The organism is Anaerosacchariphilus hominis, assembly GCF_014290175.1.
Taxonomy (GTDB): Bacteria; Bacillota; Clostridia; order Lachnospirales; family Lachnospiraceae; genus Laedolimicola; species Laedolimicola hominis.
In genome coordinates this window covers 369,086-385,942 of record NZ_JACOOR010000002.1, presented here as the reverse complement: position 1 = coordinate 385,942, position 16,857 = coordinate 369,086, and the positions used below count along the sequence as shown (strand labels likewise).

General features: G+C 52.8%; 15 protein-coding genes. 1 reads left to right on the top strand and 14 read right to left on the bottom strand.

The genetic code is table 11. The annotated features are described in order from the left end of the window. Positions 1-249: 249 nt before the first annotated feature. The 14 genes from H8S44_RS04310 to hypB all read right to left on the bottom strand — a co-directional run bounded on the left by H8S44_RS04310 (position 250) and on the right by hypB (position 15,885). Positions 250-1,236, bottom strand: coding sequence for a nucleotidyltransferase family protein (locus H8S44_RS04310; protein ID WP_186873115.1), 987 nt, complete (start codon positions 1,234-1,236; stop codon positions 250-252). Positions 1,237-1,373: 137 nt separating this feature from the next. Then, positions 1,374-2,366, bottom strand: a complete 993-nt coding sequence (locus H8S44_RS04305) for an ABC transporter permease (RefSeq protein ID WP_186873116.1) — start codon at positions 2,364-2,366, stop codon at positions 1,374-1,376. A gap of 2 nt (positions 2,367-2,368) precedes the next feature. Beyond that, positions 2,369-3,466, bottom strand: coding sequence for an ABC transporter permease (locus H8S44_RS04300; protein WP_186873117.1), 1,098 nt, complete (start codon positions 3,464-3,466; stop codon positions 2,369-2,371). Next, entirely contained in the window at positions 3,459-4,991 is a 1,533-nt protein-coding gene (locus H8S44_RS04295; protein WP_186873118.1) for an ABC transporter ATP-binding protein, read from the bottom strand. The genes H8S44_RS04300 and H8S44_RS04295 overlap by 8 nt, the downstream gene beginning before the upstream one ends. A 141-nt stretch (positions 4,992-5,132) precedes the next feature. After that, positions 5,133-6,380, bottom strand: a complete 1,248-nt coding sequence (locus H8S44_RS04290) for a BMP family ABC transporter substrate-binding protein (RefSeq protein WP_186873119.1) — start codon at positions 6,378-6,380, stop codon at positions 5,133-5,135. A 232-nt stretch (positions 6,381-6,612) separates the two neighbouring features. After that, positions 6,613-6,963 (bottom strand): hydrogenase maturation nickel metallochaperone HypA, encoded by a 351-nt coding sequence (locus H8S44_RS04285; RefSeq protein WP_186873120.1) that lies wholly within the window; start codon positions 6,961-6,963, stop codon positions 6,613-6,615. Between the two features lie 24 nt (positions 6,964-6,987). Further along, positions 6,988-9,786, bottom strand: a complete 2,799-nt coding sequence (locus H8S44_RS04280; RefSeq protein WP_186873395.1) for an FAD-dependent oxidoreductase — start codon at positions 9,784-9,786, stop codon at positions 6,988-6,990. Between the two features lie 78 nt (positions 9,787-9,864). After that, positions 9,865-10,590 (bottom strand): carbon monoxide dehydrogenase, encoded by a 726-nt coding sequence (locus H8S44_RS04275; protein WP_186873121.1) that lies wholly within the window; start codon positions 10,588-10,590, stop codon positions 9,865-9,867. Further along, a complete protein-coding gene (locus tag H8S44_RS04270) occupies positions 10,590-10,757 on the bottom strand; it encodes a hypothetical protein (protein WP_178038792.1) in 168 nt (55 codons plus the stop codon). The genes H8S44_RS04275 and H8S44_RS04270 overlap by 1 nt, the downstream gene beginning before the upstream one ends. A 3-nt stretch (positions 10,758-10,760) precedes the next feature. After that, positions 10,761-11,561, bottom strand: coding sequence for an acyl-CoA dehydratase activase (locus H8S44_RS04265; protein ID WP_186873122.1), 801 nt, complete (start codon positions 11,559-11,561; stop codon positions 10,761-10,763). A 38-nt stretch (positions 11,562-11,599) separates the two neighbouring features. After that, positions 11,600-13,150 carry a 2-hydroxyacyl-CoA dehydratase family protein gene (locus H8S44_RS04260; RefSeq protein WP_186873123.1) on the bottom strand — a complete coding sequence of 517 codons (1,551 nt, stop codon included), beginning with the start codon at positions 13,148-13,150 and terminating at the stop codon, positions 11,600-11,602. Beyond that, entirely contained in the window at positions 13,150-14,337 is a 1,188-nt protein-coding gene (locus tag H8S44_RS04255) for a 2-hydroxyacyl-CoA dehydratase family protein (protein ID WP_186873124.1), read from the bottom strand. Before H8S44_RS04255 ends, H8S44_RS04260 begins: the two co-directional genes overlap by 1 nt. Before the next feature lie 64 nt (positions 14,338-14,401). Continuing rightward, positions 14,402-15,193 carry an ATP-binding protein gene (locus H8S44_RS04250; RefSeq protein WP_186873125.1) on the bottom strand — a complete coding sequence of 264 codons (792 nt, stop codon included), beginning with the start codon at positions 15,191-15,193 and terminating at the stop codon, positions 14,402-14,404. A gap of 20 nt (positions 15,194-15,213) precedes the next feature. Then, the gene (gene hypB, locus H8S44_RS04245) at positions 15,214-15,885 is read right to left on the bottom strand and encodes a hydrogenase nickel incorporation protein HypB (RefSeq protein WP_186873126.1); all 672 of its coding nucleotides are present in this window, start codon (positions 15,883-15,885) and stop codon (positions 15,214-15,216) included. 233 nt (positions 15,886-16,118) lie between these two features. Between hypB and H8S44_RS04240 the strand changes: the two genes are divergently transcribed. Continuing rightward, positions 16,119-16,826 carry a FadR/GntR family transcriptional regulator gene (locus H8S44_RS04240; protein WP_186873127.1) on the top strand — a complete coding sequence of 236 codons (708 nt, stop codon included), beginning with the start codon at positions 16,119-16,121 and terminating at the stop codon, positions 16,824-16,826. The last annotated feature ends 31 nt before the right edge of the window (positions 16,827-16,857 follow it).

Below are 16,857 nucleotides of genomic sequence, written 5' to 3'. Positions count from 1 at the left end.
TCTTTTCACTCTTCTCAAACACACGTTCACGAATATCTGTTCGTATTTCTGGTTCTAATATTATTATACTTTTTCTCTTCTGTCAAGTCAAAAAGGGATTTTTGCCGGAACCGGCGATACAGCAGGCCGCTGTCAGTGAAAGAAACCTGTACAGTAACGGATCGGCACGGAGCCCTCCGCTGCTGTACAGGTATATCCTAATTTATCTGGAAATTTTTGTCAAGTCTTTTTTATCTGATCCTTTCTGAATCATATCTGATCATTCTGGAACCGGGACAAATGCTCGTAGGGAAGAATCAGCCGTCCCCGGAACAGGCCGCAGCCGTCGTTGATAAGGCTGTTATCTGCGGCCCCGAACATATTCACGTCTACCTTTGAGAGCTCCAACTGCTGAAGCAGCATTCCACGCTCATACGCCTCGTCAAACCAGACGCACTCCCCTTCAGGAATCCTGTGACGGCGGGCCCTCTCCCGCTCCTGACGCTTCTCATAGGCTGCATGGTTGGCGATACCGATCTCGGCGGTATCGTCCATTTCCTTGGTCCGGATCTGCACCTCCATGTAACAGTTAGCGCTGCTGTCAAAGAAGGTGATATGCAGGGACTGATACTCGGAACGGTTCTTATTCCAAATGTAATCCCGGTAGTAATCTCTGTTTTTTTCCTCCATAAGAGGCGAATCGCTCCGCTTGACGCCGCCGGTCATCTGGGCCGTAAAGCCGCGCTCCTCCAGAAAAGCGGGCAGGGTGTTGGCGATCTCGTAAAGGCACTTCATTTCTTCCCGAGCCTTATCCTTTCCCGGCTCCACATGACACCGGGGCATGGAGATAACGATGCGGTAGGCGATGAGATCCCGGAATTTCACCAGTCGTTTTCTGAGTTCTTCTACCGGCGGATAAACCCCGTTCGCCACATAATATTTGTAAATATCTTTGACAATATATCCATTGAATTTCTCTTCGGCCCGGATCAGGGATTTGATCCGTCCCTTGAAGGTAAAGGCCAGCCAGGGGTACTGCTTGGACAGGTACATATAGAATTCCCGAATCTTCTGGGACTGGGCCGTCAGGAACTCGTTGTGCTCCAGAAGGTCGATGATGTTCTGCAGAAAGTCACAGTGAATCTCATCGATCTCATTGCCCGTGCGCGCTGCGTCCACCGCCAGATCCCGTTTGTATTTTTTCAGTATTCCCATGACTGTGTCGCCGGAATACAGATAGTCGTTCAGTGTAATCATGTGATTCTCCTGTTTTTCTGCTTTGTTTTTACACAATCCAAATTGATATTATACGGGATTTCGTGTATAAAAGCAAGGACAATCCCCTGTATTCCCTATAGATTCGGCGTTTTAGACACATTTTCCATATTTTACTTTTACCGTTCCTCCCGGAAATACGGTACACCAAGACTTTCCGGCGGCTGATTTTCCCGCTTGCTTCGGACGCTGGTGACCACCAGCACCACCAGGGTAACCACGTAGGGAATCATCTTGTAGAGCTCCTGATACTCCATGTGATCCATGCCGGTGGGAATATACAGGTAAATGATGTACAGGCCGCCGAAGAGGAAGGACGCCAGGATGCTCAGGTTCGGTCTCCAGATGGTGAAGATTACCAGGGCGATGGCCAGCCAGCCTCTGTCACCGAAGGCGTCGTTGGACCAGACGCCACAGGCGTAATCCATGACGTAGTAGAGACCGCCCAGACCCGCGATCATACAGCCCACGCAGGTGGCGACGTATTTATACCTGGATACATTGATACCCACGGCGTCCGCGGTGTTCGGATTCTCGCCCACTGCCCGCAGATGCAGGCCTTTCCGGGTGTGGTTCAGGAAATAGGACGCTGCCAGCGCAATGGCAACAGCCAGGTAGGCCAGGAAACCGTAGGATAAGAACAGCTTGCCGAACCAGCCCAGCTTCGATGCGAAGGGCAGGGATTTGCTGAAGTAACTGCTGGTGGCGCTCAGGGCGATGGAGGGCACGTCGCTGTCTACCAGCTTGATTAAGGAGCCTCCGAAGAAGTTACCAAAGCCCACGCCGAAGGTGGTCATGGCCAGACCGGTTACGTTCTGATTGGCCCGTAAGGTTACGGTCAGGAAGCAATACAGAAGGCCCATCAGAAGAGACCCTAAGAGACAGCACAGCATGGGAATCAGGATGGCCAGCATCGGATTCAGGTTCGCCGTGGAGTTCTCGTAAAGGAAAGAGCCGATAACGCCGCTGATGGCGCCCACGTACATGACACCGGGGATTCCCAGATTCAGGTTACCGGATTTCTGGGTGATGATTTCACCGGTGCTTCCGTAGAGAAGAGGCACGCCCTGTACAATGGCTCTCGGAATAAACGCAAGTAAAAAATTCCACATGATTACTGTACCTCCTTTTCTGCTTTTTTACGGAACTGCAGCTTGTAGCTGATGAAGAATTCGCAGCCGATGATGAAGAACAGGATGATTCCGGTCAGGATATCAGCATAGGAATGGTTCAGGCCGAAGGCGGTGGATATCTCACCTGCGCCGCGGTCCATAAAGATAATCAGGAAGCTGGAGAATACCATGGTCAGCGGATTGAACTTGGCCATCCAGGACACCAGAACGCCCGTAAAGCCCTGTCCGCCTGCCAGTGTGGTGGTGATGGTATGATTGATGCCACCCACCAGCAGAAGGCCCGCCAGGCCGCATATGGCGCCGGATAGAATCATAGTGCGGACGATGACCTTTTCTACCTTGATACCCACGTATTTGGCAGTATTCTCACTCTCTCCCACAACGGAGATCTCATAACCGTGTTTGCTGTAATTCAGATAAATATACATCAGCAGGGTCACAACCACCGCCACGACGATGCTTAACAGATACTTGGAACCAAAGATCTGGGGCAGCCAGCCGGCGTTGCTGTTCTGGTTGATGATACCGATCTTACCGGAACCCTTCGGAACCTCCCAGACGATGGTGTAGAAGGCCACCAGCTGGGTGGCGATGTAGTTCATCATCAGGGTAGACAGGGTCTCATTGGTATTCCATTTTGCTTTGAAAAAGGCCGGAATGAAGCCCCAGAACGCGCCCGCCGCAATGCTGGCCAGTACCATGACTGGAATCAGCACTGGGTTCGGCAACTTATCGCCCAGGCAGATCATGCAGGCTCCTGCAGCCAGGCCGCCGATGAGCACCTGACCCTCGCCGCCGATATTCCAGAACTTCATCTTGAAAGCCGGAGTCAGAGCCAGGGCAATCAGAAGCAGAATGGAAAGATTCTGCAGGGTAATCCAGGTCTTCCGCTCGGTGCCAAAAGCTCCTGCAAAGATGGACTTATATACCTCGATGGGGTCGATACCCGTGGTAATAGTGGTCAGGATACCGCAGAGCACCAGTGCCAGAACGATGGCGATGGCCCGGACACCCACCGACTGATACCAGGGAAGGGCGTCCCTTTTTACAATATGGAAAAACGGCTCTTTCTTATTCATGAATCTCGTCCCCTCCTACTCTGGTCATCATCAGGCCGACCTCATTTTTATCGGTTTTCCGGGCGTCCACGATACCGCTGACCTCGCCGCCGCAGAGCACCATGATCTTGTCGCAGAGCTCTACCATCACGTCCAGGTCCTCGCCGACGAAAATAACGGCTACGCCCTTCTTTTTCTGTTCATTAAGCAAATCGTAAATCGTATAAGAGGAGTTAATATCCAGTCCCCTTACCGCGTAAGCTGTCAGAAGTACGGTGGGGGCGGAGGCGATCTCACGGCCTACCAGCACCTTCTGCACATTACCGCCGGACAGACGGCGGACCGGGGTGGAAATACCCGGAGTCACGACCTCCAGCTCTTTTACCACGGACTCTGCCAGCTTCTTGGAGGGTCTGCGGTTGGTGAAGGGCGTTCTGCCCTTTCGGAAGGAACGGAGCATCATGTTGTCGGCCAGATCCATATTGGCCACCAGGCCCATGCCCAGACGATCCTCCGGCACGAAGGAGAGGGACACGCCCATCTCGGCGATTTTCAGAGGATCCTTGCCGAGCAGCGGCTCCTCATGGCCGTTGTCCTCCACATACTCGATGGTTCCGGTCTCCACGGGCTGTAATCCCGCGATAGCCTCCAAAAGCTCCTTCTGTCCACAGCCGGAGATACCTGCAATACCCAGGATCTCGCCGCTCCGGGCGGTAAAGGACACATTTTTCAGCTTCTGGATACCGTCCTCACTGCGAACCGACAGATCTTTTACCACGATACGGGGCTTCGGATTCACCGGATCCGGGCGGTCGATATTCAGGGTTACCGCATGGCCTACCATCATGTTAGTCATCTCCGTAACGGTCGTGTCTTTGGTAGTCATGCTGCCGATGTATCTGCCGTCCCGAAGAACTGCCACACGATCAGACAGGGACTCTACCTCGTGCATCTTGTGGGTGATGATGATGATGGCCTTGCCGTCGTCCCGCATTTTACGGAGGACGCGGAAGAGCTTCTCGGTCTCCTGGGGCGTCAGTACGGCGGTGGGCTCGTCCAGAATCAAAATATCCGCGCCACGATACAGAACCTTCACGATCTCCACGGTCTGCTTCTGGGAAACGGACATATCGTAGATTTTCTGCTTCGGGTCTACCTCGAAGCCATATTTATTACAAATGTCCTCTATCTTCTTCGAAGCTTCTTTGATATTCAGTTTTCCTTCCAGACCCAGGATGATATTCTCTGTGGCAGTGAGCACGTCGATCAGCTTAAAATGCTGGTGTACCATGCCAATCCCTAAGTTCAGGGCGTCCTTCGGGGTCTTGATGACCTCTTCCTTTCCATTGATAAAGATCTGTCCTTCATCCGGATAATAGATGCCGGCCAGCATATTCATCAATGTGGTTTTTCCGCTTCCGTTCTCGCCCAGAAGCGCCAGGATCTCACCCTTATAGATGTCAAGATCCACCTTTTCATTGGCAACTACAGAGCCAAAGGTCTTTGTAACGTTTTTCATTGAAACTGCGGCTACTTTGGTTTCCATCTTTTGTTTCCTTCCCTTGTAAAATGGATTGTATGAAACCGATCCGGATGCGTATCCGCAAAACGGATCAAAAGGACGGCGCGGCATGTTCTGCTGCGCCGCCCTGTGCTTTTCATTCAAGCGTAAGCGTTCAGGCTTTTATTAGAATGCGGTATCCAGAAGATTGATGCCGTCGATGTTTACATTAAAGTACGGAGCGGAACGGTACTCGGACTCATGGAAGTATCCATCGCTTACGACCTCATGATCCGGTGTGTAATCTGCATCGGTATCTACGTCTGCCTGATAGCTGGTCAGCTCCTGACCCTCTACCGTGAAAGTGGAGGTGTCAAATACATGCAGCTCGCCGGACTCGATCTTGGCCTTTGCCTCGTCGATGGCTTCCTGGGTTCCCTCTGCCACTGCACTTCCCAGGGTGCTCAGCTCTACAGAACCGGTTGCCAAGGTTCCTGTCCAGTCAGCGTCGATGGCTTCTCCGTTTGCCACGCAGTTGATAGCATACTCAAAGTACGGCTCCCAGTTGACTCTGGAGGATACCAGGAAGGTGTTCGGGCAAGCGCTCTCAGTGCTTCCGTTGTAGGATACGTTCGGTACGCCTGCGGTCTCACATGCGGTGGGAGCTCCCATGGAGTCTGCATGCTGGCTGATCAGAACGCAACCGTCCTGAATCAGCTTGTTTGCTCCCTCTTTCTCTGCTGTCTCATCATACCAGGATCCTGTGAAGGTTACATCCATGGTAGCAGTCGGGCATACGGAACGCGCGCCCAGGAAGAAAGAGGTGTAACCGGAGATAACCTCTGCGTAGGTAAATGCTCCGACATAACCGATCTTAGCCTGCTCTGCGGTAATATCGCCATTGTCAATCATCTCATTCAGCTTCATGCCTGCGGCGATACCTGCCAGGTAACGTCCGTCATAGATGGAAGCGAATGCGTTGTGGAAGTTGTCCAGATTCTCTGTATGCGCCTTGGTTCCGGTTGCGTGGCTGAACTGTACCTCCGGATACTCCTTGGCTGCCTCGATCATGTAATCCTCATGTCCGAAGCTGTCTGCGAAGATGAAGTTGCAGCCTGCGTCTGCCAGCTCACATGCTGCCTCGTAGCACTCCTGACCCTCCGGAATATTGGTCTTGGTCATGTACTCGACGCCCAGCTTCTCGCAAGCCTCTTTTGCAGCGTTCATGAAGTTCAGGTCATATGTGGAATTCTCATCATGCAGGAAGATGAAACCTACCTTGACGTCTGCCAGGGAAGCCTCTCCCTCTGTTGTGGTGGACTCTGCGTCTGTCTTGGTATCCGCAGAAGCCTTGTCAGAAGATCCGCCGCAGCCTGCCAGCATGCCGACAGTCATAGCCAGTACAGTAATGAGACTAAGTACTCTCTTTTTCATAATGTTCCTCCTATGTGTTTTCCCATTATTTGGATGTTGAGTCTGTCGTTATCAGTCAATTCTCAACAAATAGAAGTATAAGCACCCGTATCGTATTTTGTCAATAGATTTATTAATTTCTATTTATATTTTTGTTTATTTATAAGTATTTCTAATATATTATAATAATTCATCATAATAGAAGGAAACAGCAGCGCCATCCCCGGCATCTGCTGTTTCCTTCTTTGTTGTTTCAGCTGTCGCTGACTTCGATTTCTTTGATCAAAAATTCATTGCCCCGGCGGAGATAGGTGTGCTCGCTGCCACAGTTTGGACAGGTTTTTCCGTAGGTCACGGTGGGATACTCCTGTTCGCAGTCTTCGCAGAAGGTGACGGCGTCGATCTGCTCGATCTTAAGCTCTGCTTCCTCCATCACCTGTTCCTTTTTTCGCGCCCAGTTCCAGCAGTCGATGAGGTAATCATGGATGATGCCGGTGACCTCGCCGATTTCCAGGGTGACCGCGGAGACTTTTTTCACGTTATTCTCCTCCGCCACCTTTTTTACGTCGCGCACCACGTAAAATACGACTCCCAGTTCATGCATAATTTTATATTCCTTCTATTGCCTTTATTTTTCTTTATGGGTCACGATCTTCACCGCGCGTTTCATCTGATAGGGCAGGATATGCTTGAACTTATCCTCGGCCTTCACCATCTTCGAGCACTCCGGATGATCCCGGCGCAGGGTAATGGCGTCAAACTCGCACTTGGTGGTGCAGACGCCGCAGCCGATACATTTATTCTCATCCACAATGGTCGCGCCGCAGCCCAGGCACCGGGCAGTCTCCCTGCGTACCTGCTCCTCGGTCAGGGTCAGGTGGGCGTCCTTAAAGGATTTGGACGGTACCGTCTCGTCCATACCCTCGATCTGACGGGAGGAATTATCATAGCTCTCCACGGAGATATTGTTCTTATCCAGCTCGTTAAACTCCCAGCGGTTCCGTCCGATGGTCATATGGCCGTTGTGTACATAGCGGTGCAGGGACTCTGCCGCATAGTGGCCTGCCGCAATGGCGTCGATGGCGAATTTCGGTCCGGTATACACGTCGCCGCCCACAAAGATATCCGGCTGTCCGGTCTGATAGGTCAGCTTGTCCGCCACGATGGCCGGTCCGTTGAAGGTCACGTTCTCGCCCTCCAGCATATTGCCCCAGACGCTTCTCTGGCCTACCGCGAAAATGACGCGGTCACACTCGATCCGGATGGTCTCATTTTCGTCATAAGTCGGCGCGAAGCGACCCTCTGCGTTCTTGACGGAGGTACACTTCTTAAAGATGATGCCGGTTACCTTGCCGTTCTCGGTCAGAACCTCCTTCGGTCCCCAGCCGTTCTGAATCTTTACACCGTCTTCATTTGCCTCGCGTACTTCCTCATCTGCTGCCGGCATCTCTGCCTCAGACTCCAGACAGAGCATGTGAACTTCGCCGGCTCCGCTTCTGGCGCTGACTCTGGCCGCGTCGATGGCCACGTTTCCACCGCCTACGACGACCACTCTTCCGGTATAAGAGGTCTTGCCGGTGTTGGCCTCCCGCAGATAATCAATGGCTGTGGTGGTGCCCTCCGCGTCGTCTCCGGGCACACCGGGTCTGCGGCCCGCGCTGCAGCCGATGGCGATGTAGAAGGCCTTATAGCCCTGCTCACGGAGTTCTTTCAGGGTCACATCTTTTCCGACCTCCACGCCGGTCTTAATCTCTACGCCCATCTCGCGCATCACGTCGATTTCCGCCGCAATGACGTCTTTTTCCAGCTTATAGGAGGGGATGCCGTAGCGGAGCATACCGCCGGGCTCCTCGTTCTTCTCAAATACTGTCGGACGATAACCTTTCTCTGCCAGATAGAAAGCTGCGCTCATGCCTGCCGGGCCGCCGCCGATGATGGCGATCTTCTCTGGGAAATGTTCCATATGGATGCTGGCCGGAATCACCACGGGCGGAATATAGCGGGTCTCTGCCTTCAGATCCTGGTCCGCGATAAATTTTTTCACTGCGTCGATGGCTACCGCCTGATCAATGGTGCCTCTGGTGCAGGCGTCCTCGCAGCGGCGGTTGCAGATGCGTCCGCAGACTGCCGGGAAGGGGTTCTGCTTCTTGATTAAAGCCAGAGCCTCCTGATATTTGCCCTGGGAAGCTTTCTTCAAATAGCCCTGTACGGCAATGTGTGCCGGACAGGCCGTCTTACAGGGAGCTGTACCGGACTTGTGACTGTTGATGCGGTTGTTGTCACGGTAGTCGGGATCCCATTTGTCCTTACCCCATTTGACTGCGTCCGGAAGCTGCTGCTTCGGATACTTCACCTCGGTGCCGTCCTTCTGGCAGAGCTTCTGTCCAAGGCGGGTCGCGCCTGCCGGGCAGTACTCCACGCAGCGTCCGCAGGCCACGCATTTATCCTTATCCACATGAGCCACGTAAGCGGAACGGGACATGTTCGGGGTGTTGAATAACTGAGAGGTCCGCAGTGCGTTACAGATATTTACATTACAGTTGCAGATACCGAAAATCTTATTTTCACCATCAATATTTGTAATCTGATGTACGAAGCCATTGTCCTCGGCACGTTTTAAGATAGCCATGGCCTCCTCGTAAGTAATGTCGTGACCCTTGCCGGTCTCACGGCAGTAGTCCGCAAAGTCGCCCACGCCGATGCACCAGCCGAAATCGTCGTCTGCCACGCCCTCGCCGATGACTTTGCGGGAAGCACGACAGGAGCAGCGGCCTACGCCAATGTGGCCTTCGTATTTTTTCAGCCAGTAGGACAGATGCTCAATGTCCATGGACTGATTTTCCATGGAGATCGCTTTCTCTACCGGGATGACATGCATACCGATGCCCGCACCTCCGGGCGGTACCATCTGAGTAATGCCTGCCAGGGGAATAAAGGTCATACGCTCAAAGAACGCGGCCACATCCGGATGATCCTTCAAACGGGGATTACTTCCGTCCGGCAGTTCTTCCATGTTGAACAGCTCTGCGGAACCGGGTACGAACATGGGCAGAATATATCTGCGTTCCGTCTGTTCCCGGGTGCGGCCATTGTGGTCGTAGTGGTAGCCGTAATCGTACTCCAGCAGTCCGATGTAGCTCATCTCATCCAGCAGCTTCTGGAATTTCTCTTCGCCCTCTTTGGGGATCTTGTTCAGATGACACATCTCGGAAAAGGTGTAGGGTACGCGTTTTTTCATGGATAAGCCGACTTCTGCCATCTCCTCGGTAATGATTTCCGCCAGACCCCAGTATTCCGGATCCTCCACCTTAACGCCGCCCATGATGTGTCCGGCCACGTCGGTAATCTTTCTTCCCAGCGCAATGATTTTCTCACTGGGGGCTTTGTCGTTTTTGTGGTTTGCAGGCCACTGGTTGTATTTTTCCATGTCAAACATAGAGTCATCTCCTTTTTTGATATTATATTTACTCCGGCGTGGGAGATTTAGCTTCTGCGAAGCTGATTCTCACGGCTTCGCCGCCTCGTTACTTTCGTGGAAGTGGATTTCCCTTAATCCCTCCACTTCATCACACACCTGCTTCAATCCGCAGGCCCCGCAGTCCATGGACAGGTTCTGCATCATATGATCGAGTGTTTCGGTTATGCGCTCGCCTTCCCGGCCAAGCGCTTCCAACTCCTGATACGGAAACTTCTCCGCAGTCACATAATGGATTTCCACTGCTTCCACCTCCGGGTGGACGTGGAAGGCCGCGAGCATCTGGCTGCCGGTCTTTGCGAAATCCAGTCCCTTTTTCAGGGCTTCTTTTCCGATGCGGACGCTCTCCCGCCGCTTGGAAGACGATACCCGCAGCATGAAGCCCTCCGGGTAAAAATGGTAGCGGGTGTATTCAAGGCTTCTTATGGCCCGGTAGAGCTTTTTCCCCTCGCCCAGAGTATCCTCGCCCACCCGCACCAGGGCAATCCTTGCAAACGGAACGTCGCCTGTAATCTCCGGCAAATCCGGACCGGTTAAGTACACGCCGTCGCCGGGGACCAGTTTCCCGGAAGCAGTCACCAAGGTGACGCCCAGGGCCGGCAGACTGCCGCCGCCCAGTTCGTAGGCCATATCGCTTCTCAGAATCATGCTCCGGTCGGAGACGGAGGGCCAGGCTGTGTCGTCGTGGGGCAGCTGCTGCTTTTCACTGCTCAGCAGTGCCCGGACTTTCCTTATGGTTTCATCATACAGCTTCATTATAAATGCTTATCCCTGTCGATTTTATCGTAATGCTTTTCAAAAAGCGGCGCCAGCGCTGCGGTCAGCTTCATATCCAGATTGAAGAAATAGACCGCGAAGGACAGGACGAACAAAACTGCCGCAATAATCGCGATTATCACGATTGCATGTAAAATTCCTGTCATTCTTTACGCCTCCTTCGCCATGCCCTTCTGTCTCGCGAACTCCGCCGCTCCCAGGGCTCCCATGAGCTGCGGATCGATGGGAAGCTCGGTAACCTTCAGCTTCAGCACCTTTTCAATGGCCGCTTTTAGCCCATCGTTCTTGGCACAGCCGCCGGTCAGGGTCACGCTGCCTGCGGCTCCTGCCTTTTTACTCATGACAAAGCAGCGCTTCGCCACGGAAAGCTCAATTCCCGCCGCGATCTCATCCATGGGCTTGCCTTCTCCCACCAGGGAAATCACTTCGGATTCGGCAAAAACCGTACACTGGGACGTGATCGGAATTACATTTTTTGCCTGTAAGGAAAGTCTGGAAAACTCCGTCAGATCCATTTCAAAGGCTCTGGCCATGGCCTCGAAAAACCGTCCTGTTCCTGCCGCGCATTTGTCGTTCATGGCAAAGTTCAGCACCGTACCGTCCGTATCCACAGCGATGCCCTTCACATCCTGTCCACCAATGTCGATGATGGCCCGCACATCCGGATCCGCCACATGGACGCCCATGGCATGGCAGCTGATCTCGGAGATATTTTCATCCGCAAAGGGCACCTTGTTGCGGCCGTAGCCGGTTCCCACCAGATAGGCCAGATCTTCGGCTGTTTTCAGCTCCGGCACCTTCGCTACCGCCTGATTCAGGGCGTCCTCGGCGCTTAAAACTGCGTTGATACGGCTGCGCAGGGTCACATCGGACACCATTTTCCCAGTTCCATCTAGAATGACACATTTTGTATAGGTACTTCCGGAATCACATCCGCCAAAATATTTCATGTCTCTCTCCCCCTTCTTACCATGCAAAACCTGAATTCTTACCACGACTGCTCATCCGTCAGAATCTCCAGGCTGGGATCCAATGGCTCCTCCCGGAAGACCGTCCGCATGTAGCGGTTCACCTGATCCCGGATGGCCTGACGTGAAATCACTCTCGGATCAAACAGGTCGTGGGTTACCCAGATCAGATGGATGCCCTTCTCTCTGGCCTTTTCCTCAAACTGACCGTGCATGCCGGTCAGGGCTTTGCAGCTCATATGCTCCCAGAGAATGACCGTATCGGCCCGGAACTCCTCGCAGAACTCCCAGAGCTCATCCAGAAGCACCCGGTAGCCTCCGTGAGTCCGATTTCGCATGATCATATTCTCGGTCAGCCATGCCATATCGTAGATGGCCTGCTCTTTATCATCCTCGGACAGCACCTTGGTAGACACCATGGAAAGCATATCCGTCAGCGGCAGGATACCCCAGCAGTTCTGCAGCCAGATCAGGAAATCAAAGTAGAAATGGGACTGCACGCCCCAGATAATAGCCCGGTGGCGGTACTCCGGCAGGACTTTGTGCTTCTCCTTATAAGCCTTCTCCGCCAGTGCCGTAATCTTCCGGTCCGCCGCCAGGAAATCTGGATCCTTACCGCAGATGGCCATATAATTGGTCTCTGTATACAGGGCCAGGTTGGATCCGAATACCTGGGGGTAATCAGTCTTATTCATTTCCAGCCATTCCAGACGGTGACGGGTGGATTCATTCACACGCCCGGCACAGGTGAAATAAGCGTCCCAGTCCCATTTTTCCCCGGTCTGCTCTTCAATGAACTTGATACAGTTCCTGATTTCCTGGGCTGCGTATTCCTGCACGTCCTCCTCCTGATGGCGGAGCGGCGCTGCCAGCTGGAAGCAGGGCACGCCGTCCTCCAGTTCCAGCCTCTTGGAAATGACACTGTTGCCCATGAGAGAGCCGTCGCAGGTGGTGTTGCACTGTACCGCGCAGGCGCCCAGTATCGGAAAATCATCGTCGATGGATACGCCTGCCTCTGCTTCCGGCATGGGACATACGTCGCCGGGCAGACCGTATTCCTGTGCCACGTCAATGTAATGGCAGGCCGCGTACTGATTCAGAAGCACCGATACATAGACTGCCGGCGTCTCACGGCTCAGTCCCTTCAGGGTCGGAAAGCCCATCATCACGGCCGTCATCTCATTTTCATCCATCAGAACCACCTTGTCGGACAGCTTCTTGTCATTGCCGATGCGGCGATCTGCTTTAAAAAGATTGTCCAGAAGCTTCGCCACATCCGCCATAACCAGGTCGAACTCGGTGTGGGCGATACGAAGCTGCGGACCCCGTAACCCCTGGGTATGCCGATCCACCATCATGGGCGCAGCCAGATAGTTAGCCATCCATCGATAGCGGAAAAAGGCTTTGATGTTCCGGGGCTTCACAATGAATTTTGACAGAATCCCCATGATATGTAACCAGCGGGTGTAATCATAAAAGGTATCCTTAAATCCGCGCCATTCTCTGCGGTTCCGGACCTTGCCGGTGGTATAGAAGCTTCCCAGCGGCTCGCTTCCCCATTCTTTTCCCATTATTTCCCACCTCCCTGGATTTTCTTGATTTCAATGCTCTCCACGAAGGCCTGGACACGGGTACGAAGCTGGCCGGAATGCCCCACCGCATAGGGGCGGTCCACCGACAGTACCGGGTAATGGTACTCGTCCCGGAGTACCTGGGTTCCCACTGTCCTCTCGTAAGCCCAGGGATCGCAGAATTTCATCTGCTCATAGATAATACCGTCCGCATGATAATCCTCTGCCAGTTTCGCCACATATGCGCGCCGTCCCTGAATCTTCTCCTGATTCATATAGCGGGCGCACTGGGCCCGGTTCATATACTGACGGCAAATCTGCGTCAATGCGTCCTCGTCCTCCGTCAGAATGATTTCATCCCTGCCCGGAAAGGATCCGTAACAGAACCGATCAGCGCACACGTAAGCACCGCAGTCCTCGATGAGCTTCACCACATCCACGTCGTCCACCTCGGAGCCCACCAGCACCACCCGGGCACGGTATTTCTTTGTGTCTGGTTCTCTGGTTTTCAGTTCCTCCAGGGTCTCTTCCAGAACCGGAATCAGCATGTTCTTCGGCGCCACATAGGTAGCCATCGTCAGGATATGGAATTCGTAGCCGGTAATGCAAGGATGATCTTCCTTCCGATATTCGCCAATGGCCCGGATCAACTGACAGACGCGGTTGTGCTCTGCCACGGCCTGCCGGATAGCGCCGTCAGAGACATCGATACCAAAACGCTCATGGAGCGGAGTCAGCACATGGTTCCGGCACTGCAGCGTGTAGAGGTTCAGGCCGTTTTCATCATTTTTCATGGGAATCTCCATATATTCATAGAAGAAATCCGGCTTCTCCATGGTATGCAGAAGCTCCATATTCTCAATGCAACGGTTCAGCATGGTGCAGCCGTCCGGCGTAATCAGACAGTCGGTAAAGTTGTAGCCTCCCTCCATGGCACGCTCCAGAAGTGCCCGGGTATACTCACACAGGAAGCTGGTCATATAATAGGTAGCCATTTCCATGGAGCCGGTCCGGGGCGCCCGAAGACGCACCGAGAATGTCCCCGGAAGATTCAGAAGCGGTTCCGGAACGTTTTCACAGACCGTGGCGACGCATTTGCGGCCCTCGCTCCGGGCCTTCCGCACCAGATCGTTGTTGGCGTCCTCTAAAAGCCGCTCCAGTTCGTAGAGATGCTTCAGATCTTTCATTCCCTCTCTCCCCTCAGTTTTTCTTATGTCCTTCACTGTTAGCTTCAGGCCATATCAAACGCTTTTAATTTTCCCCGTCCAGCAGCCCGATTTTCGTCAGGGCTTCCCGTGTACCCTTTACGATGGCTGCGTCCTTTGGCAGGAAAAATACATTTTCTCCCTTTAAATCAAATTCCGCCAGGGCTGCGTCCGATGGAATATAAGCCAGCACCGGAATGTCTCCCATCTCCAGATACTGTGTCACATCCATAGAAGGCAGCCGGTTAGCGATGGCTCCCACCTGCTCATACATGACCAGCTCATCCGCCACTTTTTTGATGGTCCGGATGACCTGGGTACCCTTGCGGCTGGAATCGGTAATGAGAAGAAGATGCGTCACCTTCTCCATGACCCGACGGTTGATTTGCTCGATTCCCGCTTCCCCGTCGATCACCACGTAGTCAAAATTATCGGCCAGGATGCTGATAACTTCCTTCAGGTACAGATTCACCTTACAGTAACAGCCTGCCGCCTCCGGGCGTCCCACGGCGATGAAGCTGAAGCCGTCGGCCTCCACCAGAGCGTCGAAGATCCGATAGCGCGCCTCCCCCAGCAGTTCCACCGCATCCCGGGTGCCGCCCTTTTCGGCTGCCGCCACCACGGCTTTCCTGATATCATCTATGGTGGTCTCCACTTCGATGCCGAGGGCTGTAGACAATCCAACCGCCGGGTCTGCGTCAATGGCCAGGATACGCTTGCCCGGATAGTTTTCTGCCAGAAGGCGGACGATGTTGGCCGCAATGGAAGTCTTGCCTACACCGCCTTTACCGGCGACAGCGAGGATTTTCGTATTACGTTTTTCTTTGTCTGATGGCATAGAATGTTCTCCTCTTCTGCTTAATTTCGCCAGCTCTCCGCTTCTTTTACTATCCAGTCTGCCAGCGCCTCTACTCCTTCGCCGGTCTTTGCGGAAATGTAGAGAATGGTGATATTCGGGTTTCTGAGCTTTGCATTCGCTTCCAGCTTCTCCTTATTAAAATCAAAATACGGAAGCACATCTGTCTTATTCACCACCAACAGATCGCACTTTTCATACATCAGCGGATACTTCAGCGGCTTATCATCCCCCTCCGGCACCGACAGAATTGTCATATTCTTCACAGCTCCTGTGTCGAACTCCGCCGGACACACCAGATTTCCCACATTTTCCAGAATTACCAGCTCCGCGTCATCGAGGCCGAACTCGTAGAGTCCCTGTCTGGTCATATCCGCATCCAGATGGCACATGCCGCCGGTATGGATCTGGATGGACTTTACGCCTGCCTTTGTCATGGTTTCCGCATCTACCGCGGAATCGATATCCGCCTCCATAACGCCCATTTTAATACGGCCTTTCAGCGCTTTCGCCAGGGCCAGCAATGTGGTGGTCTTACCTGATCCCGGTGAAGACATCAGATTCAGCAGGAATACCTTCTTCTCCTTCAGCTCCTGTCTGAGTCTCTCTGCATCCGCATCGTTGTCCGCGAAGATGCTGCGTTTCACTTCTATAATTCGAATTTTATCTTCCATTCCGTAACGCTCCCATTCTCTTTGATCCTATATTATCATTTTCCGACATTCGTACACACTTGTAAAGAGACATATTTGCTAAAAAAATCACAAACTCTTTTATGGTCGTGGTCTGACCACATTTTTATTGACTTACTGCACGGCCCTGTGCTATATTAATTACAGCTATGGCAGTATACTGTACTCCTCTTATGCGATATTTACAGATATTTTATAGGAAATGAGGAATTCTTTTGACATTTAAAAAAATCGATGCTCCTTCTATCAAGGAGCTTTTTCTGACCCAGATGGAGGAAATGATTCTTTCCGGCGAGCTGAAACCCGGGGATCGGCTGCCCTCAGAACGGGAATTGGCAGACACTATGGGGATCAGTAAAACCGTGGTACATGACGGCATCCGGGAACTGTCACGACGGGGCTTCCTCGATGTGATGTCCAGAAAGGGGGTCCATGTGGCTGACTATACACGTACCGGGAACCTGGATACGCTGTTTGCCATGATCCGCTATCGCGGCGGCATGCCAGACCGGAAGCTTCTCATCAGTCTCCTGGACACCCGTCTCTATCTGGAATGTCCTGCCTTGCGGATCCTCTGTGAACGACAGGATCCGGCTGACATTGCAAAGCTCTCCGAACTTCTGGAGGCTGTCCGGAAAGCCATGGAGCAGGATATGGCGGATTTTGCGTTGGCATTGTTTCTCTATCGCCGGGCCATCGTCACGCTGACCGGAAACTGCATCTCACCTCTGGTCATGAATGCATTTTTCCAGTCTTCCATTACAGCCTGGACTGCCTGCTGTGAATACATCGGACGGGAACGTATTCTGCATATTTTGTCAGAAACCACAGACTGCATCCGACTAGGTGACGCGGACCGGGCTATAGCGCTTTTCACCGGATGCATTGAACAATTTAAAACACATCTGAACGATGCAGATTAAATATACCTGCTTCTGAAAGTAAAAACAGCAA